The 24,076-nt window shown below is 72.2% G+C and carries 23 protein-coding genes and 1 pseudogene; 9 read left to right on the top strand and 15 right to left on the bottom strand.

The window, feature by feature from the left end; translation table 11 throughout:
* The 11 genes and pseudogenes from ACWEN3_RS13785 to ACWEN3_RS13735 all read right to left on the bottom strand — a co-directional run.
* Positions 1–94: pseudogene (locus ACWEN3_RS13785) on the bottom strand (DNA starvation/stationary phase protection protein); the annotation flags it as partial.
* Complete coding sequence (locus tag ACWEN3_RS13780) at positions 63–1,595, bottom strand: NADH-quinone oxidoreductase subunit N (protein ID WP_452969705.1); 1,533 nt, start codon at positions 1,593–1,595, stop codon at positions 63–65. The pseudogene ACWEN3_RS13785 and the gene ACWEN3_RS13780, both read right to left, overlap by 32 nt.
* Positions 1,592–3,166 carry a complex I subunit 4 family protein gene (locus ACWEN3_RS13775; RefSeq protein ID WP_452969702.1) on the bottom strand — a complete coding sequence of 525 codons (1,575 nt, stop codon included), beginning with the start codon at positions 3,164–3,166 and terminating at the stop codon, positions 1,592–1,594. The genes ACWEN3_RS13780 and ACWEN3_RS13775 overlap by 4 nt, the downstream gene beginning before the upstream one ends.
* 6 nt (positions 3,167–3,172) lie before the next feature.
* On the bottom strand, positions 3,173–5,167 hold the full coding sequence (locus ACWEN3_RS13770; RefSeq protein WP_452969700.1) for an NADH-quinone oxidoreductase subunit 5 family protein: 1,995 nt from the start codon (positions 5,165–5,167) through the stop codon (positions 3,173–3,175).
* Complete coding sequence (gene nuoK / locus ACWEN3_RS13765; protein ID WP_452969698.1) at positions 5,164–5,538, bottom strand: NADH-quinone oxidoreductase subunit NuoK; 375 nt, start codon at positions 5,536–5,538, stop codon at positions 5,164–5,166. Before nuoK ends, ACWEN3_RS13770 begins: the two co-directional genes overlap by 4 nt.
* Positions 5,538–6,161, bottom strand: coding sequence for an NADH-quinone oxidoreductase subunit J family protein (locus ACWEN3_RS13760; RefSeq protein WP_452969695.1), 624 nt, complete (start codon positions 6,159–6,161; stop codon positions 5,538–5,540). Before ACWEN3_RS13760 ends, nuoK begins: the two co-directional genes overlap by 1 nt.
* Entirely contained in the window at positions 6,158–6,715 is a 558-nt protein-coding gene (locus tag ACWEN3_RS13755; protein WP_452969692.1) for a NuoI/complex I 23 kDa subunit family protein, read from the bottom strand. The genes ACWEN3_RS13760 and ACWEN3_RS13755 overlap by 4 nt, the downstream gene beginning before the upstream one ends.
* On the bottom strand, positions 6,715–7,683 hold the full coding sequence (locus ACWEN3_RS13750; protein WP_452969690.1) for a complex I subunit 1/NuoH family protein: 969 nt from the start codon (positions 7,681–7,683) through the stop codon (positions 6,715–6,717). Before ACWEN3_RS13750 ends, ACWEN3_RS13755 begins: the two co-directional genes overlap by 1 nt.
* On the bottom strand, positions 7,680–9,164 hold the full coding sequence (locus ACWEN3_RS13745; protein ID WP_452969688.1) for an NADH-quinone oxidoreductase subunit C: 1,485 nt from the start codon (positions 9,162–9,164) through the stop codon (positions 7,680–7,682). The genes ACWEN3_RS13750 and ACWEN3_RS13745 overlap by 4 nt, the downstream gene beginning before the upstream one ends.
* A complete protein-coding gene (locus ACWEN3_RS13740; RefSeq protein WP_452969686.1) occupies positions 9,161–9,805 on the bottom strand; it encodes an NADH-quinone oxidoreductase subunit B in 645 nt (214 codons plus the stop codon). The genes ACWEN3_RS13745 and ACWEN3_RS13740 overlap by 4 nt, the downstream gene beginning before the upstream one ends.
* Positions 9,796–10,215, bottom strand: coding sequence for an NADH-quinone oxidoreductase subunit A (locus tag ACWEN3_RS13735; protein WP_452969683.1), 420 nt, complete (start codon positions 10,213–10,215; stop codon positions 9,796–9,798). The genes ACWEN3_RS13740 and ACWEN3_RS13735 overlap by 10 nt, the downstream gene beginning before the upstream one ends.
* Before the next feature lie 221 nt (positions 10,216–10,436).
* Between ACWEN3_RS13735 and ACWEN3_RS13730 the strand changes: the two genes are divergently transcribed.
* The 5 genes from ACWEN3_RS13730 to ACWEN3_RS13710 all read left to right on the top strand — a co-directional run bounded on the left by ACWEN3_RS13730 (position 10,437) and on the right by ACWEN3_RS13710 (position 17,437).
* A complete protein-coding gene (locus ACWEN3_RS13730; RefSeq protein ID WP_452969680.1) occupies positions 10,437–11,621 on the top strand; it encodes a sensor histidine kinase in 1,185 nt (394 codons plus the stop codon).
* Positions 11,622–11,858: 237 nt separating this feature from the next.
* Positions 11,859–13,214: a sensor histidine kinase gene (locus ACWEN3_RS13725; RefSeq protein ID WP_452969677.1), complete on the top strand. Its 1,356-nt coding sequence runs from the start codon at positions 11,859–11,861 to the stop codon at positions 13,212–13,214.
* Positions 13,215–13,547: 333 nt separating this feature from the next.
* On the top strand, positions 13,548–14,207 hold the full coding sequence (locus ACWEN3_RS13720; protein ID WP_452969674.1) for a LuxR C-terminal-related transcriptional regulator: 660 nt from the start codon (positions 13,548–13,550) through the stop codon (positions 14,205–14,207).
* A 247-nt stretch (positions 14,208–14,454) separates the two neighbouring features.
* Positions 14,455–16,383, top strand: coding sequence for a 2-oxoacid:acceptor oxidoreductase subunit alpha (locus tag ACWEN3_RS13715; RefSeq protein WP_452969671.1), 1,929 nt, complete (start codon positions 14,455–14,457; stop codon positions 16,381–16,383).
* The gene (locus ACWEN3_RS13710; RefSeq protein WP_452969669.1) at positions 16,376–17,437 is read left to right on the top strand and encodes a 2-oxoacid:ferredoxin oxidoreductase subunit beta; all 1,062 of its coding nucleotides are present in this window, start codon (positions 16,376–16,378) and stop codon (positions 17,435–17,437) included. Before ACWEN3_RS13715 ends, ACWEN3_RS13710 begins: the two co-directional genes overlap by 8 nt.
* Before the next feature lie 13 nt (positions 17,438–17,450).
* Here the strand turns inward: ACWEN3_RS13710 and ACWEN3_RS13705 are convergent, their stop codons facing one another.
* A complete protein-coding gene (locus ACWEN3_RS13705) occupies positions 17,451–17,840 on the bottom strand; it encodes a winged helix-turn-helix transcriptional regulator (protein WP_452969667.1) in 390 nt (129 codons plus the stop codon).
* Between the two features lie 92 nt (positions 17,841–17,932).
* On the opposite strand from ACWEN3_RS13705, the gene ACWEN3_RS13700 reads away from it, so the two are divergent.
* The 3 genes from ACWEN3_RS13700 to ACWEN3_RS13690 all read left to right on the top strand — a co-directional run bounded on the left by ACWEN3_RS13700 (position 17,933) and on the right by ACWEN3_RS13690 (position 20,472).
* The gene (locus tag ACWEN3_RS13700) at positions 17,933–18,787 is read left to right on the top strand and encodes an SDR family oxidoreductase (protein WP_452969664.1); all 855 of its coding nucleotides are present in this window, start codon (positions 17,933–17,935) and stop codon (positions 18,785–18,787) included.
* Between the two features lie 183 nt (positions 18,788–18,970).
* Positions 18,971–19,930, top strand: coding sequence for an EamA family transporter RarD (gene rarD / locus ACWEN3_RS13695; RefSeq protein ID WP_452969661.1), 960 nt, complete (start codon positions 18,971–18,973; stop codon positions 19,928–19,930).
* A gap of 62 nt (positions 19,931–19,992) precedes the next feature.
* Complete coding sequence (locus ACWEN3_RS13690) at positions 19,993–20,472, top strand: VOC family protein (protein WP_452969658.1); 480 nt, start codon at positions 19,993–19,995, stop codon at positions 20,470–20,472.
* A gap of 292 nt (positions 20,473–20,764) precedes the next feature.
* On the opposite strand, the gene ACWEN3_RS13685 is transcribed toward ACWEN3_RS13690, so the two are convergent.
* Positions 20,765–21,862, bottom strand: a complete 1,098-nt coding sequence (locus tag ACWEN3_RS13685; protein WP_452969657.1) for a hypothetical protein — start codon at positions 21,860–21,862, stop codon at positions 20,765–20,767.
* A gap of 223 nt (positions 21,863–22,085) precedes the next feature.
* Here ACWEN3_RS13685 and ACWEN3_RS13680 point away from each other — a divergent pair, with 223 nt between their 5' ends.
* Positions 22,086–22,673: a flavodoxin family protein gene (locus ACWEN3_RS13680; RefSeq protein WP_452969656.1), complete on the top strand. Its 588-nt coding sequence runs from the start codon at positions 22,086–22,088 to the stop codon at positions 22,671–22,673.
* A 9-nt stretch (positions 22,674–22,682) separates the two neighbouring features.
* Here the strand turns inward: ACWEN3_RS13680 and ACWEN3_RS13675 are convergent, their stop codons facing one another.
* Positions 22,683–23,570 carry an ABC transporter permease gene (locus tag ACWEN3_RS13675; protein WP_452969654.1) on the bottom strand — a complete coding sequence of 296 codons (888 nt, stop codon included), beginning with the start codon at positions 23,568–23,570 and terminating at the stop codon, positions 22,683–22,685.
* Positions 23,557–24,076 (bottom strand): AAA family ATPase (locus tag ACWEN3_RS13670; RefSeq protein WP_452969652.1); only part of this gene is annotated, 520 nt, incomplete at its 5' end. The genes ACWEN3_RS13675 and ACWEN3_RS13670, both read right to left, overlap by 14 nt.

The raw sequence follows: 24,076 nt of genomic DNA, 5'->3' as shown, positions 1-24,076 counted from the left end.
ACATCCAGTGGTGCTTCTCCAGGTCCGCGGTGATCGCGATGAAGATGTCCTGGGTGACGGGATCAGACTCTCCGGTCGCCTCCACCCGCTCCCGCCGCGAACCGGAGGACCAGCTGCGGCGCCCCGGACAGGACGACGCCGGCGACTCCGGTGAGGGCGATCGCGGCCGTGAGGGGGGCCGGGACGCGGTGTCGCGCGGGCTCGCCCTCGGGGGCGCGGAACAGCAGGGCCGTCCACTGGAGGTAGTAGAAGAGGGCGATCACCACGTTGACGGCCATGACGACGGCGAGCCAGCCCAGGCCCGCGTCGACGGCCGCCGAGAACACGGTCACCTTGGCGAACAGGCCGATGACACCGGGCGGCAGGCCGGCCAGGCACAGCAGGAAGAAGGCCATGAGGAGGGCCGTCAGCGGGTTCGTGGCGTACAGGCCCCGGTAGTCGCTGATCCGGTTCAGGGCCCGGCTGCGGCCCACCACGGCGGCCACCGCGAACGCGCCGAGGTTCACGGCGGCGTACATCAGGGCGTAGGCGACCGTGGAACCGATCGCCTTCTGGGCGTCCTTGGTGTATCCGGCGCCGGCGATCGGCACCAGCAGGTAGCCCGCCTGGCCGACGGAGGACCAGGCGAGCAGGCGTACGGCGCTGTACGCGCGCGTGGCCTGCTGGCGCAGGGCGCCGACGTTGCCGACGGTCATGGTGAGGGCGGCCAGCACGGCGAGCGCGGGCCCCCAGACGTCGGCGTACGACGGGAAGGCGACGACGGTGACGAGGATCAGGCCGGTGAAGCCGACCGCCTTGCCGACGACCGACAGGTAGGCGGCGACGGGCAGCGGCGCGCCCACGTAGGTGTCGGGCACCCAGAAGTGGAAGGGCACGGCGGCCGTCTTGAAGGCGAAGCCGACGAGGGTGAGGACGACGCCGGTCTGGGCGAGGGTGTGCAGCTGTCCGCCGACGTGCGGGAGGCGCTGGGCGACCTGGGTGAGGTAGAGGGTGCCCGTGGAGGCGTAGACGAAGCTGATGCCCATCAGGCTGACGGCTGTGGCGGTGACCGAGGACAGGAAGAACTTCAGGGCCGCCTCGGAGGACCGCTTGTCGCCGTGCCGGATGCCGACGAGGGCGAAGGCGGGCAGGGAGGCGACCTCCAGGGCCACGATCAGGGTGGCCAGGTCGCGGGAGGCGGGCAGCAGGGCGGCGCCGGCTGCGGAGGACAGCAGCAGGAACCAGAACTCGCCCGCGGGGACGCGCCGTCGCTCGTCGTCGAGGCTGGTCACGGACAGCAGGGCCGCCAGCAGGGCGCCGCCGAGGACCAGGAACTGGATGACGATGGTGAAGTGGTCGGCGGTGTAGCTGCACGCGCGCGCGTTGCCGGTCAGGCAGAAGGTGCTGCGGTCGCCGTCCAGGAGGGGCAGCAGCATCAGCGCGGCCGCGGCGAGGCCGGCGACCGAGATCCAGCCCAGGACGGGCTTGCGGGCCTCGGGGAGGAACAGGTCGGCGACGAGGACGGCCAGGGCGACGACGGCGGCGATGGTGGGCGGGGCGACGGCGAGCCAGTCGACGGACTGGACCAGCGACTCGGCAAGGGGCTGGGCGCTCATCGGGTGCCTCCTGCGAGGAGCTGGTGCACGGCCGGGTCGGTCAGGCCGAGCAGGGCCCTCGGCCACAGCCCGGCGACGACGGTGAGGGCGACGAGCGGGGTCCAGGCCGCGAACTCGTACCCGTGGACGTCGGCGAGCTTCGGGACCTCCTGCTCCACGCCGCCCATGCAGACCCGGCGGACCACGATCAGCATGTACGCGGCCGTCAGCAGGGTGCCGAACGCGCCGAACGCCATGAAGGTGAGGTACGCGGGCCTGCTGAGGCCCGCCGCGGGCTCGAACGCGCCGAACAGCGCGAGCATCTCGCCCCAGAACCCGGCGAGTCCGGGCAGCCCGAGCGAGGCGACCGCGCCGAAGGCGAGCAGCCCGCCGAGCCGCGGTGCCCTGCCGTACAGGGCGGCGCCGGTCTCCTCGGCGAGGGTGTCGAGGTCGGTGCTGCCGGTGCGGTCCTTCAGCGCGCCGACCAGGAAGAAGAGGAGGCCGGTGATGAGGCCGTGGGCGATGTTGGCGAACAGGGCGCCGTTCACGCCGGTCGGGGTCATGGTGGCGATGCCCAGCAGGACGAAGCCCATGTGGCCGACGGAGGAGTAGGCGATCAGGCGCTTGAGGTCGCCCTTCGCGCCCCGTTTGGCCAGGGCGAGGCAGGCCAGGGATCCGTAGATGATCCCGACCACGGCGAGCGCGGCGAGGTACGGCGCGAAGGTGTGGAAGCCGTGCGGCGCGATCGGCAGCAGGATCCGGACGAAACCGTACGTACCCATCTTCAGCAGGACACCGGCCAGCAGCACCGAGCCGACGGTCGGCGCGGCGGTGTGGGCGTCCGGCAGCCAGCTGTGCAGCGGCCACATGGGCGCCTTCACCGCGAGCCCGATCCCGATCGCGAGAACGGCGATGACCTGCACGGATGCGGTCAGCTCCCGGCCGTTGTCAGTGGCGAGTGCCACCATGTCGAATGTGCCCGCCTTGATTCCGATCAGGAGCAGGCCGAGCAGCATGACGACGGAGCCGAGCAGTGTGAACAGGATGAACTTCCACGCGGCGCGGGTCCGGCCCTCGCCGCCCCAGCGGGCGATGAGGAAGTACATCGGGATGAGCACCGTCTCGAACGCGAGGAAGAACAGCAGCAGGTCGAGGACGGCGAAGGTCGCGAGGGTGCCGGACTCGAGCAGGAGCAGCAGCGCGACGAACGCCTTCGGGGACGGGCCCGTGGGCGGCTTGAAGTAGGAGTACAGCGCGCAGAGGAAGGTCAGCAGCGCGGTCAGGACGACGAGGGGGAGCGAGATGCCGTCGATGCCGAGGTGGATCCGCACGTCGAGTGCGGGGATCCAGCTGATGTCGGTCGTGGCCTGCATCCTCGACGGGTGGTCCTGGTCGAAGCCGAGCGCGAGGGCGATCGCGGCGATGAGGATCACGCCGGTCACGGTGACACCGTGGCGCAGCACGGCCTGCCCGGGCGACTTCCCCTTCAGTCCGGGCGGGGCCGGCAGGAGGGCGGCGACGGCGCCGAGGAGCGGGCCGACGACGACGAATGCCAGAAGGAACTGCATCACGGACTCGTTGATATGGATCACGCCTGCTCACGCTCCCGTGGCGACGAGGACGACGGCGACCGCCAGGACGACGGTGCCGGCGAGCAGCGCGCTCACATAGGTCTGCACATTGCCGGTCTGGGCGCGCCGCACGGCGGCCCCGAGCAGCCGGGGCAGGGCGGCGGCAGCGCGCACATAGGTGTCGACGACCTCGCGGTCGAGGAACCGGACGAGACTCGCGCCGGCCTCGACCGGGCGGACGAACAGCGCCGAGTACACGGCGTCCACGTGGAAGCCAGCGGCCGCGTGCCGCTGCAGCGGGCCGAGCAGCAGCCGTGCGGGGTCCGCCGGGTCGGGCGCGTAGGCGATGTCGCCGTAGGCCGGTTCGTGGGTGGCGATGGCCTCGGCCTCGACCAGCCCGGCGTCGGCCTCGGGGTGGGCGGCGACCGCGCCGAGCGGGGCGCGGGCGGCGAGCCGGGTGGTGTGCTGCCAGGCGCCGTAGGTGACCAGCCCGCCGACCACGGCGAGACCCGTGCCGAGGATGGACGTGAGGAAGGTCGGGGTCAGGCTGCGGCCGTCGAACCAGTCGGGCAGCGCGCGGTAGGCGAGCCCGCCGAAGGCGAGGGAGGGGACGGCGAGGACCCAGAGCACCACGGTCATGGTCAGCGGCTGGCGGCCGTGGTCGGGGGCCTCGGCGCCCTTGCCGCGGAACGCGAGCAGCCACAGCCGGGTGGCGTACGCGGCGGTCAGCAGGGCGGTGACCAGACCGGCGACGAGGACGATCCAGCCGGCCGCGCCGGGCACGTGCGCGGTGTCACCGCCGGCCGCGTGCTCGGCGGCGCCGAGGACGGACTCCTTGGAGAAGAAGCCGCTGAACGGCGGGATCGCGGCGAGCGCGAGCAGCGCCACGGTCATCGTCCAGTAGGCGTCCGGGACGCGGTCGCGCAGGCCGTGCATGCGGGACATGGCGGCGAGCGAGTTGGTGCCGGCGGCGTGGATGATCACGCCGGCCGCGAGGAAGAGCAGGGCCTTGAAGGCGCCGTGCGAGAGGAGGTGGAAGACGGCGGCACCGCGGTCGCCGACGGCGAGGGCGCCGGTCATGTAGCCGAGCTGGCCGATCGTCGAGTAGGCGAGGACGCGCTTGATGTCGTCCTGGGCGAGCGCGGCCAGACCCGAGCCGGTCATGGTGACGGCGGCCATGACGGCCAGGACCAGCATCGCGGCCTGGGATGCCTCGAACACCGGGAGGAGACGGGCGACGAAGTAGACACCGGCGGCGACCATCGTCGCGGCGTGGATGAGCGCGGAGACGGGCGTCGGGCCCGCCATCGCGTCCGGGAGCCAGGTGTGCAGCGGGAACTGCGCCGACTTGCCCGCCACGCCCGCGAGGAGCAGCAGGGCGATCACGGTCGGGTGGTGCAGGTTGCCGCTCGCGACCGTGCCGAGGACGCGGGGGATGCTGAACGACCCGGCGTCGGTGCCGAGCGCGAACAGGCCGATGAGGAACGGCACGTCGCCGAGCTTGGTGACCAGGAAGGCCTTCAGGGAGGCGGCGCGGGCCTCGGGGGTCTCCCAGTAGTGGCCGACCAGGAAGTAGGAGCAGATGCCCATGACTTCCCAGCCGACCAGCAGCACGATCAGGTCGCCGGAGTAGACGACGAGGAGCATCGCGGAGGTGAACAGGGAGACGAGGGCGGCGTAGGAGGGGTAGCGCGGGTCGTCGCGCAGGTAGCCCGTCGAGTAGATCTGCACGCAGGCCGCGACGAAGGCGACCAGGATCGCGACGAGCGCGGCGAAGCCGTTGATGTACAGGGCCAGGTCGATCGGGACCGAACCGGTGGGCGTCAGCTCGGTGTGGGCGTCGATGGCCGGACCGCCGCCCTGGCGCACGGCGACGAGTGCGGCCGGCACGAGCGAGGCGAGCGTCGGCAGTACGGCGAGCGGGCGGACGAAGCCGGGGGCGGTGCGGCCGAGCAGCAGGCCGGCCGCGGCGCCGAGGAACGGCAGAAGGGGGACGAGGACGGCGAGGGTGGTCGTGGTCACGCGGTGGCCTCAGCCTTCTCGGCCGCGGAGGTGTCCGGGCCCGCGGTGTCGGGGCCTTCGGCGGTGTCGCGGAGCTTGTCGATGTCGGAGGTGCCGCGGTTGCGGTAGACGGCGAGCACGATCGCCAGGCCGATGCCGATCTCGGCGGCGGCGATGGCGATGGTGAACAGGGTCAGTGCCTGGCCGGAGTGCAGGGCGTCGCGGGCGGCGCGGCTGAGCCAGACGTCGAAGGCGACCAGGTTGAGGTTGACGGCGTTGAGCATCAGCTCGACCGACATCAGGACCAGGATCGCGTTGCGGCGGGCGAGGACGCCGTAGAGGCCGGTGCAGAACAGGAGGGTGGAGAGTACGGCGGGATAGGCGAGGTGCATCAGCGGGCCTCTTCCTTCTCACCGGGGACGTCGGCGGCGGCCGGGGTGCCGGAATCGGCGTCCGCGCCGGCCTTGCGGGACAGGACGATCGCGCCGACCAGGGCCGCCAGGAGCAGGACGGACAGCGCCTCGAAGGGCAGCACCCAGTTGCGGAACAGGCTCGCGCCGGTGACGCGGGTGGTGCCGGCGGCCGGGCCGTTCAGGTCGATCCAGGTCGTGCGGAAGGCGTCGACGACGACCCACACCAGGGCGACGGCCGCGGCGACCGCGACGGTCAGCGCGGCCCAGCGGTTGCCGGAGTCGGCGTCCGGGGAGCGGCCGATGGGGGCCCTGGTGAGCATCAGGCCGAACAGGAGGAGGACGACGACGGAACCGACGTAGATCAGGACCTGCACCCAGGCGATGAACTCGGCCGTGAGCAGCAGGTACTCCACGGCGAGGCCGCCGAGGGTGACCACCAGCCACAGGGCGGCGTGCACCAGCTGCCGGGTGGTGACGGTGATCAGGGCGGCGCCGAAGGTGACCAGGCCGACCAGGAGGAAGGCAATCTCGACGCCGGTCGGGGACAGGAAGCCGTGCGGGCCGGAGGCGGCCAGGGATGCCGTTGCTGCGGCGAGGCTCACGACTCGCCCTCCCGGCGTTCGGCCTCCGCGGCGGCCAGCTTCTCGGCGGTCTTGCGGGCGGCGGCGATCTCCTTCGGCTCCTCAGCGCCCGGATCGAGGGCGGGCGGGGCCGGCACGGTCCACATCCACTCGCGGAGCTTGTCGCGCTCGTGGGTGAGGTCGCGGATGTCGGTCTCGGCGTACTCGAACTCCGGGGACCAGAACAGCGCGTCGAAAGGACACACCTCGATGCAGATACCGCAGTACATGCACAGGGCGAAGTCGATCGCGAACCGGTCGAGTACGTTGCGGCTGCGCTCGCGGCCGCCGGGGGCGGCCGGCGGGACGGTCTCCTTGTGGGAGTCGATGTAGATGCACCAGTCGGGGCACTCGCGGGCGCACAGCATGCAGACCGTGCAGTTCTCCTCGAACAGGCCGATCACGCCACGCGTGCGGGGCGGCAGCTCGGGCAGCGCGTCCGGGTACTGCTGGGTGACCGTCTTCCGCGTCATCGTGCGCAGGGTGACGGCCAGTCCCTTGGCGAGGCCGCTGCCGGGGATGGACAGGCGGGACATCAGGAGATCACCACCTTGACGATGCCGGTGAAGGCGATCTGGGCGAGGGAGAGGGGGACGAGGAGGGTCCAGGAGAACTTCTGGAGCTGGTCCTCGCGCAGCCGGGGATAGGTCACGCGGAGCCAGATGACGACGAAGGCGAGGATCGCGGTCTTCAGCAGGGTCCACAGCCAGCCGAGGCCGCCGGCGCCCCAGGGGCCGTGCCAGCCGCCCAGGAAGAGGACGGTGGTCAGGCCGCACAGGACGACGATGCCGGCGTACTCGGCGAGCAGGAACAGGGCGAAGCGCAGGCCCGTGTACTCGGTGTACGCGCCGAAGATGATCTCGGAGTCGGCGACGGGCATGTCGAACGGCGGGCGTTGCAGCTCGGCGAGTCCGGCGACGAAGAAGACGATGGCGCCGACGATCTGCCAGGGCACCCACCACCAGTGGAAGGCGTGCAGGATGCCGGGCAGGGAGACCGTGCCGGCCGCCATCGCGACCGAGGCCGCGGCGAGCAGCATCGGCAGTTCGTAGGCGAGGAGCTGTGCGGCCGTGCGAAGGCCGCCCAGCAGGGAGAACTTGTTCGCGCTGGCCCAGCCCGCCATGAGCGAGCCGAGCACGCCCACGCCCATCACCGCGAGCACGAAGAACACACCGGCGTCCAGGATCTGGCCGACGGCGCCCTCGCTCGGGCCGATCGGGATCGCGAGCAGGACGAGGAGGTACGGCAGCAGGGAAACGGCAGGGGCGAGCTGGAAGACACGGCGGTCGGCGCCCGCCGGGACCACGTCCTCCTTCTGCGCGAACTTCACGCCGTCGGCGATCAGCTGGGCCCAGCCGTGGAAGCCGCCCGCGTACATCGGGCCGAGCCGGCCCTGCATGTGAGCCATCACCTTGTGCTCGGTCTGGCCGACGATCAGCGGGAACGTGAGGAAGACGACGAACACGGCCAGGAGTCGCAGGGCGACGTCCAGCGCGTCGTTCACTGCGGGCCTCCTGTGGTGTCGTCGGGGGTGGAGGGCTCTTCGGGCGCGCCGGGGTCGCTGGGCGCAACGGGTTCACGGGGTTCACCGGGTTCGCGGGTCGCGCCGGGGGCGCTGGGGCCTCCGGGGTCGCTGGGCTCGCCGGGTTCATCGGGTGCGCCGGGTTCACGGGGTTCCCCGGCGGGTGCCTCGGGCGTCGGTTCCGGCTGCTCGTCGAAGGCCGGGCGCGCGTGGTGCCAGGGGGCGTCCGAGCTGCGCGGAGCCGTGCTCCGGCGAGCGGGGCGGCCAGCGCTGCCGGGTTCCGCGGGCTCGGCGGGTGCGAGGGCGGGTTCCGCGGACTCGGCGGGTTCCGGCGCCGCCGGCTGGGCCGGTGCTGATGCCGGTCCCGGTTCCGCCGCCGACTCGGCCGGCGCGGACACCGGGCCCGGTTCCGTCGGCTCGGTTGCCGATGGCTCCGGGGCCTGGGGCCGCTGGGAGGCCGAGCCCTCTGACGCGCTGCGTGCGCGGCGCGGGCGTGCCGGCGCCGGACGGGGCTCGTGCGCCACCGAGGCCTCGGCGGCAGGGCCTTCCGCCGGCGCCTGGGCGGCATCGCCCTCGGCCGCGGCCTGCTTGCGCGTCGCCGCGTCCTCGGCCTGCGCCGCCGCCGTCTGGCTCACCGAGCCCTCGCTCGCGCTCCGCGTCCGGCGCGGCCGAGCAGGAGCACCGGCGCCGGCAGCTGCACCCGCACCCGCACCCGCACCCGCAGCAGCCTCATCGACCTGGCCGGGCTGGCCGGGCTGGCCGGGCTGGCCGGGCTGGCCGGGCTCGGCGGCGGTCTGGCTCGCCGAGCCCTCCGCCGCCGTGCGGGTCCGCCGTACCGGGCGGTCGCCCGCCGTGCGGCCCGCGGCTCGGGCCGGGCGGGCCGGGGCGGGAGGAAGCTGGCCCTTCAGCGGGCCCCACTCGTTCGGGTCCGGGACGCCCGGCGGCAGCATCTGGCGGCGCTTGGGACCGCCGTGCTCGGATTCTCCGGGCTCCTTGGCGCCGGGCCAGGCCTTGGCGACACGGGCGGCGAGGACGAAGTCCTTGCGCAGCGGGTGGCCCTCGAAGGTCTCCGGGAGGAGCAGGTGCTCCAGGCCCGGGTGGCCCTCGAAGACCACGCCGAACATCTCGTGGGTCTCGCGTTCGTGCCAGGCCGCGCCCGCGTAGACGCCGACGGCGGACGGCAGGGCCGGCGCCTCGTGCGGGACCGTCGTCCGCACGAGGAGTCGGCGGACCGGGTAGAGGGCGACGACGTGGGCACAGACGCGGAAGCCCGTGCCGGGTTCGTCGACCGCGCTCAGCCAGTCGAAGTAGGTGCAGGACAGGGTCGTACGGGCCGTCTCCAGGGCGGTGAGCCAGGCGGACGGCGGGACGTCCACGGTCAGGACCTCGTAGGACTCCTCGGCCGTGGCCTCCGTGCCGAAGAGTTCCTCGGTGGAGGCGGGCAGCCAGCCGGCCGTGTTCATCGGGCGCCCCCCTCGTCAGCGGCGGGTGCCGGGGGCCGCAGCAGGCCGCTCTGCAGGGCGGCCGCGGACGGCCGGTGCGCCTCGTAGCGCTCGCCCAGCGACTCGCGGGCGATCTTCTCCTGGAGCTTGAGGATGCCCTGGAGCAGGGCCTCGGGGCGCGGCGGGCACCCGGGGACGTACACGTCCACGGGGATGATCTGGTCGACGCCCTTGGTGACGGAGTACGAGTCCCAGTACGGGCCGCCGCAGTTGGAGCAGGCGCCGAAGGAGATGACGTACTTCGGCTCGGGCATCTGCTCGTACAGGCGCTTCACGGCCGGGGCCATCTTGTCCGTGACCGTGCCGGAGACGACCATCAGGTCGGCCTGGCGGGGACCCGGCGCGAACGGGATGACGCCGAGCCGGATGAAGTCGTGACGGGCCATCGACGCGGCGATGAACTCGATCGCGCAGCAGGCGAGGCCGAAGTTGAAGACCCAGAGCGAGTAGCGACGGCCCCAGTTCAGGACCACCTTCATGGGCTCGGGGGCCAGGCGGGCGAGGGCGCCCAGCCGCTTCGGCTCGGGCAGCGGAACAGGCTCGGAGATCGGCTCGGAGAACGGCTGCGAGACCGGCTCGGAGACCGAGGGGTTCACGTCCATGCCAGGACGCCCTTCTTGTATGCGTACAGCAGGCCCACGGCGAGGAAGCCCAGGAAGACGAACATCTCCACGAGGGTCGCCGCGCCGTAGCCGGGGGCGGCGAAGACCGTCGCCCAGGGGAACAGGAAGATCGAGTCGACTGCGAAGATCACGTACAGGAAGGCGTAGACGTAGTAGCGGACCTGGGTGTGGGCCCAGCCCTCGCCGACGGGGTCGACGCCGCACTCGTAGGTCAGGAGTTTCTCGGGGGTCGGTACGACCGGGCGCAGCAGGCGGCCCGCGCCGAAGGCGACCGCGACGAACAGCACGCCGATGAGGGCGAGCAGTCCCACGACCGAATATGACCGGAAGTAGCCGGCCGCGATGACGTTCGCCGCGGCGGTCGTCGAGTCCCCCAACGTCTCCCGCACGTCCGTCCCTCGCTCCCTGACCTCGTAACCTTAGTGAACTCTGTGATCCCACGTGATTCGAGGATCTGTACGCACGGGAGTCTAGGCCCTGATAAAGAAGCGGTAAGCAGCCCGTCACGCCCTGAGACGCACTGAGCCGTAAAGGGTGGGGTTTTCCCCAGTCGGCGGAGGGCGGCACACCGCATGGCGCCGAGGGGGCCGGGCACGGCAGGCTGACCGGTATGACCGCTCCCAGCAGCTCCGCCGCCGACCGGACCGACGGCACCGACCGCCTGCCTCCGCCCCGGCCGGCCTACGACGCGCACACCTGGAAGGAGATCGCGCATCTCCTGCTGAACCTGCCGGTGGCGGTGTTCGGCTTCGTCTACGCGGTCACGGTGCTGGCCACCGGCGGGGCCCTCACCGTCACCGTGATCGGTCTGCCGCTGCTGGCGCTGTCCCTGGTCGGCGCGCGGCAGCTCGGGAAGCTGGAGCGCGCCCGGGCCCGGTCGCTGCTCGGGGTCCGGGTGGAGGAGCCGACGCCGTTGCCGCTCGCCCGGGGCGGGGGGCTGCTCCAGCGGCTGTGGATGGCGCTGAAGGACCCGGTGGGCTGGCGGACGCTGCTGTACGACGCCATCCGGCTGCCCTGGGGCATCCTCACCTTCTGCACCGTGCTGATCTCGCTGTTCGTGCTGTGGCCGGTGCTGCCGTTCCTCGCCCGGGGCCTGGCGAACGTGGACCGGGCGATGGTGCGCGGGCTGCTGTCGCCCTCCGACGAGCTGGAGCGCCGGATCGCGGAGCTGGAGTCGGACCGGGGGGTCGTGGTGGACACGGCCGCGGCCGATCTGCGGCGCATCGAGCGGGACCTGCACGACGGGGCGCAGGCCCGGCTGGTGAACCTGGCCATGGGGCTGGGCCTGGCCAAGGAGAAGCTGCTGGAGGACCCGGACTCCGCGGCGGCGATGGTGGAGGAGGCGCACGGCGAGGTGAAGCTGGCCCTGCAGGAGCTGCGGGACCTCGCCAGAGGCATCCACCCGGCCGTGCTCACCGACCGTGGTCTGGACGCGGCCCTGTCGTCGGTCGCCTCCCGCTGCACCGTGCCGGTGAAGGTGACCGCGGACCTGCCGGCCCGCCCGGCGGCCGCCATCGAGGGCATCGCCTACTTCACCGTCTCCGAGCTGCTCCAGAACGTCAGCAAGCACAGTGCGGCCCGCTCCGCCTCGGTCGACGTATGGCGCTCGGACGACCGGCTGCTCATCCAGGTCCGGGACGACGGCCGGGGCGGCGCCCGGCTGGACGGCGGCAGCGGCATGCGCGGCCTCGCGGACCGGCTGGGCGCGGTGGACGGCCTGTTCGTGGTCGACTCGCCGGCCGGCGGCCCGACGGTGGTCACGGCCGAACTGCCCTGGCGGGACCGCGAGAAGTAGCCGGCCGGCGCGGACCTGGTGAGGTCGTGCCCGGGTGCCTGCCCGGGTGCGGCCCGATGGCATGGTCCGGCGGTGGTGCCCGACGCTGGTGCGGCCGGGCAGGGGCGCGGCCCGGAGGGGTGGGGAAAACCCCCGGTCCAAGACGCCGACGGTCTCCATGGCCCGGGGAAGCGCCGGACACGACTCTGGAGGTACGGCTGAACCGCCGTACCGACGAGCAGAACGGGACGACATTCGATGGCCACGGACTACGGACACGGGTATGGACAGGCCTACGGGCCGGGGCCCGGGGGGCCCGCCGGAACCGGTCACCGGCTGCCCGCCGCGCTGCGGGCACCGGTCGAGGCGCGCGCCTGGCGGGAGTTCGGCTACGTCCTGCTGGGCCTGCCGGTCTCGGTGCTGCTGTTCACCTGGACGGTGACGACGGTGTCGGTGGGCGCGGGCCTGCTGGTGACCTTCCTCGGCGTCCCGGTGCTGGCGGCCGCGCTGGCCGGCTGCCGTGGCTTCGGCGCGATGGAGCGGGCCCGGGCGCGCGCGCTGCTGCGGCTGGAGGTGGCCGAGCCGGAGCCGCTCAGTATGCGCAAGCCGGGTGCCCTGGCGTGGATGGGCGCGGTCCTCAAGAGCGGCGCCTCCTGGCGCAACCTGCTGTACACGCTGGTGCAGTTCCCCTGGGCGGTGTTCTCGTTCTCGGTGGCGGTGAGCTTCTGGACGTTCGGCTGGTCGCTGCTGACGTACCCACTGTGGTTCTGGGCCTTCCCGCTGTACGGCGGCCAGGGCGGTCTGCAGCTGTACGGCGACGAGCACCACGCCGTCTATCTCGACAACCCGTTCGAGATCGCCGTGACGGCGCTGGTCGGGCTGCTGTTCACGCTGGCCACGCCGTGGCTCGTAAGGGCCCTGACGACCGTGGACGGGCTGCTCGTGCGCGGGCTGCTGGGGCCGTCCCCGCTGTCCGCGCGGGTGGTGGAGCTGGAGTCGGACCGGGGGGTCGTGGTGGACACGGCCGCCGCCGATCTGCGGCGCATCGAGCGGGACCTGCACGACGGGGCGCAGGCCCGGCTGGTCGGGCTGGCCATGGATCTGGGGCTGGCGAAGGAGAAGCTCCGGGAGGATCCGCAGGCGGCGGCGCGCATGGTGGAGGACGCGCACGGCGAGGTGAAGACGGCGCTTCAGGAGCTGCGCGATCTCGCCCGGGGCATCCATCCGGCCGTACTGACCGACCGGGGTCTGGACGCGGCCCTGTCGTCGGTCGCCTCCCGCTGCACCGTGCCGGTCCGGGTCGACGTCGACCTGCCGGCCCGGCCGGCGGCCGCCATCGAGGGCATCGCCTACTTCACCGTCTCCGAGCTGCTCCAGAACATCAGCAAGCACAGCGGTGCCAGCTCCGCCTCGGTCGACGTGTGGCGCTCGGACGACCGGCTGATGCTCCAGGTGGTCGACGACGGCGTGGGCGGCGCGGACGTCTCCGGCGGCTCGGGCCTCGCGGGCCTCGCCGGACGCCTCGACGCGGTGGACGGCATCCTCCTGGTCGACTCCCCCGCCGGCGGCCCCACCCGCGTGATCGCGGAACTCCCCTGGCGAACCTCGGCGTGACTCCTGCCGGAGGCCGACGCCCCGGACGGGCAGTGGGGGCTCCGCTCACGCGCCGCCCCTGCCGGGACTGTCACCCTCGGTCCCGGCAGACCCGGCGCGGGACCAGACCCCCACTGCCCGTCATCAGACCGTCGGCCCAGGCCGAACTCCGCCTGAGACCGGCAGACCCCCGGCCGGGATCGGCACCGTACCGGCAGCTCGCCGGTATTCCAGGGGGTGCGGCGGCGGAGTGGCCCGATTGCTGGAATGCTGGACCTTCGTACGGACGCGCGTCGCACAGGGACGTCCGTCTCGGATCGGGCTGCGGGGGGCCGGAAGATCGTGGAGGACAGGGTGCGGGTCGTCATCGCCGAGGACTCAGTGCTGCTCAGGGAGGGCCTGACCCGGCTGCTGACCGACCGGGGGCACGACGTGGTGGCCGGCGTGGGAGACGCGGACGCGCTGGTGAAGACCATCGCCGACCTGGACGCCCAGGGCGCGCTGCCCGACGTGGTGGTGGCGGACGTACGGATGCCGCCGACGCACACCGACGAGGGCGTACGGGCGGCCGTGGCGCTGCGCAGGTCGCATCCGGGGCTCGGCGTGCTGGTGCTGTCGCAGTACGTGGAGGAGCGCTACGCCACCGAACTGCTGGCCGGGTCCAGCCGCGGCGTGGGCTATCTGCTCAAGGACCGGGTCGCCGAGGTCCGCGAGTTCGTCGACGCGGTGGTGCGGGTCGCGGAGGGCGGTACGGCGCTGGACCCCGAGGTCGTCGCGCAGCTGCTCGGCCGCAGCCGCAAGCAGGACGTGCTGGCGGGGCTCACCCCGCGGGAGCGCGAGGTGCTCGGGCTGATGGCGGAGGGGCGCACCAACTCGGCGATCGCCCGGCAGCTGGTGGTCAGCGACGGCGCCGTGGAGAAGCACGTCAGCAACATCTTCCTGAAGCTCGGTCTGGCGCCGAGTGACGGGGACCACCGGCGTGTTCTCGCCGTACTGACCTACTTGAACTCCTGACCGAACGACACTGTGTCAGCACCGTGTCAGACCGTCCGGCTTCTGTGGAAGACGGGTACCCGGGTGGAGACCGGAGGAGTGAACCGGGGAGGAAGCCCTGACACGTCAGCGCGACACGCCGGCCCGAAAGGCCGTCCAATCCGTGGATGGCCCCGGGAAGGCGACCCTAACCGACGTAGGGTTGATCCTGGGATGGTCCGTGGGACGACCACGCCCCGGACAGCCGCCTCGAAGGAGGTCCAGTTCAGTGACCAGCCAGGTCAGCAGCCCAGCGGAGCAGGCCGACGGTACCGTCGTAGGAGAGCAGCGCAAACCGGGCGGCGCGAAGGACGTGCGGCGCCTGGACCGGGTGATCATCCGGTTCGCGGGGGACTCGGGTGACGGCATGCAGCTCACCGGTGACCGGTTCACCTCGGAGACCGCTTCCTTCGGCAACGACCTCTCCACCCTGCCGAACTTCCCCGCCGAGATCCGCGCCCCCGCAGGCACCCTGCCCGGCGTCTCCTCGTTCCAGCTGCACTTCGCCGACCACGACATCCTCACCCCGGGCGACGCGCCGAACGTGCTGGTGGCGATGAACCCGGCCGCCCTGAAGGCGAACATCGGCGATCTGCCGCGCGGCGCCGAGATCATCGTGAACACCGACGAGTTCACCAAGCGCGCCCTGCAGAAGGTGGGCTACGCGACCGACCCGCTGGGTGACGGTTCGCTCGACGGCTACAACCTCCACCCCGTGCCGCTGACCACGCTCACGGTGGAGGCGCTGAAGGAGTTCGACCTCTCCCGCAAGGAGGCCGAGCGCAGCAAGAACATGTTCGCGCTGGGGCTGCTGAGCTGGATGTACCACCGGCCCACCGAGGGCACCGAGAAGTTCCTGCGGTCGAAGTTCGCGAAGAAGCCGGACATCGCGGCGGCCAACATCGCCGCGTTCCGCGCGGGCTGGAACTTCGGCGAGACCACGGAGGACTTCGCGGTCTCCTACGAGGTCGCCCCGGCCGCCAAGGCCTTCCCCGTCGGCACCTACCGGAACATCTCCGGGAACCTCGCCCTGGCCTACGGTCTGGTCACCGCCTCACAGCAGGCGGACCTGCCGCTGTTCCTGGGCTCCTACCCGATCACACCGGCCTCGGACATCCTGCACGAGCTGAGCAGGCACAAGAACTTCGGTGTGCGGACCTTCCAGGCCGAGGACGAGATCGCGGGCATCGGCGCGGCACTGGGCGCGGCGTTCGGCGGCTCGCTGGCGGTGACCACGACGTCCGGTCCCGGTATCGCGCTGAAGAGCGAGACGATCGGCCTCGCGGTCTCCCTGGAGCTGCCGCTGCTGGTCCTCGACATCCAGCGCGGCGGCCCGTCCACCGGCCTGCCGACCAAGACCGAGCAGGCGGACCTGCTCCAGGCGATGTTCGGCCGCAACGGCGAGGCGCCGGTCCCGATCGTCGCGCCGAAGACCCCCGCAGACTGCTTCGAGGCGGCCCTGGAGGCGGCCCGGATCGCGCTGACGTACCGCACGCCGGTGATGCTGCTCTCCGACGGCTACCTGGCCAACGGCTCCGAGCCCTGGCGCATCCCGGACCTGGACGAGCTGCCTGACCTCAGGGTCCAGTTCGCCTCCGGCCCGAACCACACGCTGGAGGACGGCACCGAGGTCTTCTGGCCGTACAAGCGCGACCCGCAGACCCTGGCCCGGCCGTGGGCGGTCCCGGGCACGCCGGGTCTGGAGCACCGCATCGGCGGCATCGAGAAGCAGGACGGCACGGGCAACATCTCCTACGACCCGGCCAACCACGACTTCATGGTCCGCACCCGGCAGGCGAAGATCGACGGCATCGAGGTCCCGGACATCGAGGTCGACGACCCGCACGGCGCGAACACCCTCGTCCTGGGCTGGGGCTCCACCTACGGGCCGATCACGGCGGCGGTACGACGGCTGCGCGCGGCCGGTGAATCGATCGCGCAGGCCCATCTGCGCCACCTCAACCCCTTCCCGCGCAATCTCGCGGCGGTGCTGGGGCAGTACGACAAGGTGGTCGTCCCCGAGATGAACCTCGGGCAGCTCGCCACCCTGATCCGGGCGAAGTACCTGGTCGACGCCCGCTCGTACAACCAGGTCAACGGCATGCCGTTCAAGGCGGAACAGCTCGCCACGGCTCTGAAGGAGGCCATCGATGACTGACACCGGCAACGGACTGCTGCAGCTGGTCCCCAAGTCCGAGGCCAAGCAGTCGATGAAGGACTTCAAGTCGGACCAGGAGGTGCGCTGGTGCCCGGGCTGCGGTGACTACGCCATCCTCGCCGCCGTGCAGGGCTTCATGCCCGAGCTGGGGCTGGCCAGGGAGAACATCGTCTTCGTCTCCGGCATCGGCTGCTCCTCGCGCTTCCCGTACTACATGAACACCTACGGGATGCACTCCATCCACGGCCGCGCCCCGGCGATCGCGACCGGCCTCGCCACCTCCCGCCGCGACCTGAGCGTGTGGGTCGTCACGGGCGACGGCGACGCCCTGTCCATCGGCGGCAACCACCTGATCCACGCCCTGCGCCGCAACGTCAACCTGAAGATCCTGCTGTTCAACAACCGGATCTACGGTCTGACCAAGGGCCAGTACTCCCCGACCTCCGAGATGGGAAAGATCACCAAGTCGACGCCGATGGGGTCGCTGGACGCGCCCTTCAACCCGGTGTCGCTGGCGATCGGCGCGGAGGCGTCCTTCGTGGCACGCACCATCGACTCGGACCGCAAGCATCTGACCGAGGTGCTGCGGGCCGCCGCGGACCACCCGGGCACGGCCCTGATCGAGATCTACCAGAACTGCAACATCTTCAACGACGGCGCCTTCGACGCCCTGAAGGACCGGCAGCAGGCCGAGGAGGCGCTGATCCGCCTGGAGCACGGGCAGCCGATCCGGTTCGGTCCCGAGGGCTCCCGTGGTGTCGTCCGCGACAAGACCACCGGGGATCTGGAGGTCGTCACCGTGACGCCGCAGAACGAGGCGGACCTCCTGGTCCACGACGCGCACGCCGCGTCCCCGACCACGGCCTTCGCCCTCTCCCGGCTGGCCGACCCGGACACCCTGCACCACACCCCGATCGGGGTCTTCCGCTCGGTGGAGCGCCCGGTCTACGACACGGCGATGGCCGACCAGCTCGACGCGGCCGTCGAACAGCACGGCAAGGGCGACCTGGCCGCGCTGCTGGCCGGCGGGGACACCTGGACGGTCGTCGGCTGACCCCGCCGCGCGCTCACGAGGCCCGGGACCGGACGTCCCGGGCCTCGTCGTATGCCCGGCGGGCGACGAGCACGTCGTCCATGCGCCGCTCGGTCCACAGCGCCAGTGCCCGCACCTGCTCCGCGGCCTCGCGGCCCAGCCCGGTCAGGGAGTAGTCGACGCGCGGCGGGATGACGGGCTTGGCGTCGCGGTGGACGAGGCCGTCGCGCTCCAGGTTCTGGAGGGTCTGCGTGAGCATCTTCTCGCTGACGCGGCCGATCGCCCGGCGCAGTTCGCTGAAGCGGTACGGGCGGTCGAGGAGCTGGATCAGCACGAGCACGCCCCAGCGGCTGGTGACGTGCTCCAGAACCCCGCGCTGGGGGCACATGGCCTCGCCGTCGCCCTTCCAGTCACTTACCGACATGCCAGTACCTTACTTCAGAGTGGGTACTATCCAGAAGTTAGCGCTCCTCCTAGGGTTAGTGGCAGACGCACCCGAGAAGGAGAACGCACATCATGAGCATCGTCGTCACCGGAGCCACCGGACACCTCGGCCGGCACGTCGTGGAGCAGCTGCTGGAGAAGGTTCCGGCGGAGCAGGTCACCGCCGTCGTGCGTGACGAGAAGAAGGCCGCCGACCTCGCGGCCCGCGGCGTGCGCCTGGCCGTCGCCGACTACAACGCGCCCGAGACCTTCGACGGCCTGTTCGCCGCCGGCGACAAGGTCCTGCTGATCTCGGGCAACGAGTTCGACAAGGGCCGGGTGCGGCAGCACACGGTGGTCATCGACGCGGCGAAGGCGGCCGGCGTGGCGCTGCTCGCGTACACCAGCGCGCCCGGCAGCCTGACGGCCGCGCTCGCGGACGACCACCGGGCCACCGAGGAGGTGCTGCTCGCCTCCGGCCTGCCGTACACGCTGCTGCGCAACGGCTGGTACCACGAGAACTACACCGAGAACCTGGCGCCGGTGCTGGAGCACGACGCGGTCCTGGCGGCCGCCGGCGACGGCCGGGTCTCCTCGGCCTCCCGCGCCGACTACGCGGCCGCCGCGGTCGCGGTGCTGACCGGCGAGGGCCACGAGAACCGGACGTACGAGCTGGGCGGCGACGAGTCCTGGAGCTTCGCCGAGTACGCGGCCGAGCTGACCCGGCAGACCGGCCGGGAGATCGTCTACAACCCGGTCTCCGTGGATGCCTTCGCCGGCATCCTGACCGGCGCCGGACTGCCGGCCCCGCTGGCCGGGATCCTGGCCGGCGTGGACGCCTCGATCGAGAAGGGCGAGCTGGTGATCTCCTCCGGCGACCTGTCCCGGCTGACCGGCCGCCCCACCACACCGCTGACGGAGGCCGTCACTACCGCCCTCAAGGGCTGACCCCCTCCCCTCCACCCTCCGACCTGCCCTTTCCCTCCGCCTCCGCCTGCCTTTCCCCGCCGCCCCGGCCTGTCCTGACCCACCCTCCCCGCCTGTCATGACCGTATGGCGATACGGGCATGACAGGCGGGGGTGCTCGGCGCTACCTTCTTCTTCGCGTGCGTCGGGTGAGAAGGAGGGGCCGTGGCCGGTACGTCCAAGGGTGAGCATCGAATAGGCCTGCTGAACGGCTTCGCCGCCTATGGCATGTGGGGCCTGGTCCCCCTGTTCTGGCCGCTGCTGAAGCCCGCCGGAGCGATGGAGATCCTCGCCCACCGCATGGCGTGGTCCCTGGTCTTCGTCGCCGTGGCCCTGCTCTTCGTACGGCGCTGGGCCTGGGCCGGTCAGCTGCTGCGCCAGCCGCGCCGGCTGGCGCTCGTCGTCGTGGCCGCCGCCGTCATCACGGTGAACTGGGGCGTGTACATCTGGGCCGTGAACTCCGGCCATGTGGTCGAGGCGTCCCTCGGGTACTTCATCAACCCGCTGGTCACCATCGCGATGGGCGTGCTGCTCCTGAAGGAGCGGCTGCGGCCCGTGCAGTGGGCCGCCGTCGCGACCGGCTTCGCCGCCGTCGTCGTCCTGACCGTCGGCTACGGCCGCCCGCCGTGGATCTCGCTCTGCCTCGCCTTCTCCTTCGCCACCTACGGGCTGGTGAAGAAGAAGGTCGGCCTCGGCGGAGTGGAGTCGCTGGCCGCCGAGACCGCGATCCAGTTCCTGCCCGCGGTCGGCTATCTGCTGTGGCTCAGCGCGAACGGACACTCCACCTTCGCGACCGAGGGCGCGGGCCACGGCGCCCTGCTCGCCTCCACCGGTGTCGTCACCGCCCTGCCCCTGGTCTGCTTCGGCGCGGCGGCGATCCGTGTCCCGCTGTCCACGCTGGGCCTGCTGCAGTACCTGGCGCCCGTCTTCCAGTTCCTGCTCGGCATCCTCTACTTCCACGAGGCCATGCCGCCCGAGCGCTGGGCCGGGTTCGCGCTGGTCTGGCTGGCGCTGGTCCTGCTCACGGGCGACGCGCTGCGCTTCGCGAGGAGGACGAGGAAGCCGAAGCTGCCGATCGTTCTGCCCCAGCTGGAGACGCCGGGCTCCGCGCCGGTGGACGCCTGAGCTCCGTCCCTCTTCGGCCTCACGGGGGCCCGTTGTCGGTGGCCGCCGCTATAAGTGGGGCCATGTCGACACAGTCACCCGAACAGGCTCCTGCCCCGCTGCACTGGAAGCTCGTCATCGACGCGGCCGACCCGCATGCGCAGGCCGACTTCTGGGCCGCCGCGCTGCACTACACGGCCGAGGACAACAGCGCCCTCGTGCAACGGCTGCTGGCCCTCGGCGCGCTGCCCGCCGCGGCCGCCGTCGAGCACCACGGCCGCCCCGCCTTCCGTGACCTGATCGCCGTACGGCATCCCGACGACCCGTACGACCCGGAGACCGGCACCGGACTCGGGCGGCGGCTGCTCTTCCAGCGCGTTCCGGAGCCGAAGGACACCAAGAACCGGCTCCACCTAGACCTGCACCCCGGCGCCGGACGGCGCGCGGAGGAGGTGGCCCGACTGGAGACACTGGGCGCACGAGTACTGCGCGAGGTGACGGAGCCGGCCGGCACGTGGACGGTGATGGCCGACCCGGAGGGCAACGAGTTCTGCGTGCAGTAGGGGTAGGGGTTGCGGACGCCCGGCGGTGTGCCATGGCGGCTGCGTGCACCGGCCTGTTGGGGCCTCGGGAGTGCGGGCCACTCGCCGCAGGCTCGGACCTGCGTGCACGGGCCCGTCGCGGGGCTCAGGAAGCGGGTACGGCGCGGGCCGGTCGCCGGCTCAAGGCGGCGCGCCCACGAGCGCGTTGCGGGGCTCGTGGCCGCGTGCACAGGTCCGCTGCACGGCTCGGGGTGCGCGGCGCCGACCGGTCGTTCCGCTCACGGATGCTGTGCGCGACGACCGGCCGCTCGGCTCAGTGCTGGGCGGCGCGGGCCGCCCTGTCGGTGAGGCGGACCATGCGGGCGCGGGCGGACTCCAGGGGGCGGAGGTCTTCGGCCGCGGGGCCCGGCTCGGCGGTGAGGTCCGTCCACAGGTCGATCAGGTCGCGGCCCAGCCGCAGGCCCTCCTCCGGGTCACGGACGGCACGCCAGGCGGTCGCCGCGCTCTGCACGTTGCCGTAGGCCGCCTCGGCGTCCCGCGCGTCCCTGCGCACGCGGGCGAGGTCCAGGGAGAGCCGGAAGGCACGGACCGGGTCGCCCGCCAAGTAGGCGATGTAGGCGGTCAGTTCGCGCAGGTGCAGCACCTCGGGGTGGCGAGGGCCCAGCGCGGCGGACGCCTCGCCGGCGGTGCGGTCGACGAGTTCCGCCGCCGCCTCGATCCGGCCCGCCCGCACGGCCTCGTTGATCCGCGTCATCGGCCCGGTGAGCAACTCGGCGCCCTCCGCGGTCTCGGTCAGCGGCCCGTCCCCGAGCACCTCCTCGGCGACGGCGTCGAAACCCCGGGGCGGGGTGGGAGTGGCGGTGGTCGCCGGGGCGGGGTCGACGGCGATGGCGCCGGTCGCCAGGGCGGTGGCGGTCGTGCCGAAGGGCTCTCGCCGGGCCGCTTGCGCGGGTACGGTCCGGGCGGGGGCGGGGGCGGGCGCGTCGACGACAGGGGCGGGTGCGGCCATCACGGGGGTCGGTCCGAACTCTCGCGCCTGCGTCCGCACCGCTCCGGACGACACGGGTTCCGGCGCCCTCGGCGGGGCCACGGGCGCCACGCTCCGCCCCTGACGCGGAGTCACCCGCATGGGCTCCCCGGTGACCCGGCTGGAGCCGTCCGCCGAGACCTCCAGGGGTACGACGCAGCCGGCGCAGTCGTCCTGGATCGTGACGCTTATGGGCGTGCCGACGCTGATGGCGAGGCGCTGGAGGTGATTGAGGACGGCCTGCTGGATGTCCTCCCCCGGCGCCGCCACGACCGACGTCCCGCCCACCCATGCGGCACCCGTGCCGAACACCCGGACGGATACCACCGCCGGGTGCGCCACGGGCTGCTGCGCCCGCTTCTTCTCGAAGCTGAGTCGAGCCATCGGTTTTTCCCTCACTCCCCCGGCGTCGCGATCCGGTCGCGCGCGTCGTGCCAACCAGTCTGTCTGTTTCCCCAGCGTTCCGCGTAACCGCGACGTCACAGCCTCGCACCAGCCGCGCCCCCTGGAACCCCTCCGAAGCCCTCTGGAGAAACTTGATTGCGTGTGCATAAAATGCACACGCCAGTAATTGTGATACGACCACACCGCTCACCCTGGGGGACCCATGAATCGCCGCTTCCTGTTCGTCCTCGGCAGCGCCCGCGCCGAGAGCAACACCGAACTGCTGGCCCGCAGGGCCGCCGAGCAGTTGCCCGGTGACGTCGAACAGCGCTGGATCCGTCTCGCCGAGCACCCGCTGCCCGACTTCGTGGACCTGCGCCACGACAGCGACCACGTCCGGCCGGCGCCGGAGGGTGCCACCGGCCTGCTGCTGGACGCCACGCTCGCGGCCACGGACATCGTGATCGCCTCGCCGCTGTACTGGTACTCGGTGTCCAGCCTCACCAAGCGTTACCTGGACCACTGGTCCGCCTGGCTGCGCACCCCCGGCGTCGACTTCAAGGCCACCCTGGCCGGGCGCACGCTCTGGGGCATCGCCGCACTGGCGGGCGACGAGCCGTCGGTAGCCGATCCCTACGCCGGCACGCTCAACAACTCCGCCGCCTACCTGGGGATGCGCTTCGGCGGGGTCCTGCTGGGCAACGGCAGCGCACCCGGTGACGTGCTGATGGACACCGAGGCGCTCACGCGCGCGAAGACCTTCTTCGCACAGGACGCGCCCCTCGCCCGTTTCCCGCACCGGACCGGCTGAGGACCGCCCTCAGGCGCTGATGTCCTTCGTCGTGAACCGCGCCCACGCCGCCGAGCCGAACACGGCCGCGTACAGCGCCTGGAGGCCGAGGTTCTTCACCAGGTCGTCCCAGTAGACGGGGTCGCGTATCAGGTCGGCGAAGGACAGCCAGTAGTGCGAGAAGAAGTACGGCTGCAGCGCGTGCAGCTGGGGTATCTGGTCGAGGATCTGGACGGTGATGAGCAGACCCACGGTGGTCGCCATCGCCGCGATACCGCTGCTGGTGAGGGTCGACACGAACAGGCCGAGGGCCGCCACACCGACCAGTGAGGCGGCGACGACCAGAGCGATCAGCAGGGCCCGGCCGAGCCCGTCGGCGAAGCTGATGCGCGTGCCGGAGATGGTCATCAGGTCGCCGAGCGGGAAGAGCAGCGCCCCGACGATCAGCGCCGAGGCCGCGACGACCAGGGTGGCCAGCAGGCAGAAGGCCATCACGGTCGTGTACTTGGTGAGCAGCAGCCGGGTGCGGCCGGCCGGGGCGACCAGCAGATAGCGCAGGGTGCCCGTGCCGGCCTCGCCCGCGATCGCGTCGCCCGCGACGACTCCGACGGCCATGGGCAGGAAGAACGGCAGTGTCGCGGCCAGCGCCGTGAACACCAGGAACAGGCCGTTGTTGGTGACCTGGCTGATGAACGCCGGCCCTCCGCCGCCCCGGCCCGCCGCACCGTCCCGCGTCTCGATCTTCACCGCGATCCCGACCAGCACCGGCACCGCGGCGAGCACCCCGAGCAGCGCGAGTGTGCACCAGCGGCGGACGGTGGTGACCAGTTCGCTGCGCAGCAGCCCGAACGTCCACAGCGGACTCGGCCGCCGGGCGTCGTGCGCGGCCGGTGCCGTCAGTGCCTCAGCCCGCGACATCGAAGCCCTCCCCCGTCAGTGCCACGAACGCGTCCTCCAGGGAGGCCCGTTCGAGTGTGAAGCCCCGCACCCGCACTCCGGCGCCGACCAGGGCCGCGTTCACCTCGGCGAGGTCCCGCGCGGGCGGTTCACCGGTCACCCGGTCGCCCTCGGCGGTGACGTCCCCGACACCCTGTTCCTTCAGCACCCCGGCCGCCTCGGCCGGGTCCGGGGTGGTCACCACGAGCCGGTCGCGCGCCCCGGCCGCCAGCTCGCCCACCGCGCCCTGCACGAGGAGCCGGCCCTGCGCCATCACCGCCGCATGGGTGCACACCTGCTCGATCTCGTCGAGCAGGTGGGAGGAGAGGAAGACGGTCGTGCCGTCGGCGGCCAGCTCCCTGATCAGGGCGCGGATCTCGCGCATGCCCTGAGGGTCGAGGCCGTTGGTCGGCTCGTCCAGGACGAGCAGCCCGCGCGGCTGGAGATGAGGAAGGTGATGCGGGCCTTGGCCTCGACGACGCCCAGGC

The sequence above is a fragment of the Streptomyces sp. NPDC004561 genome (assembly GCF_053602155.1).
The sequence above is the reverse complement of the archived record's forward strand: the minus strand, read 5'-3'. Positions and strand labels throughout refer to the sequence as shown.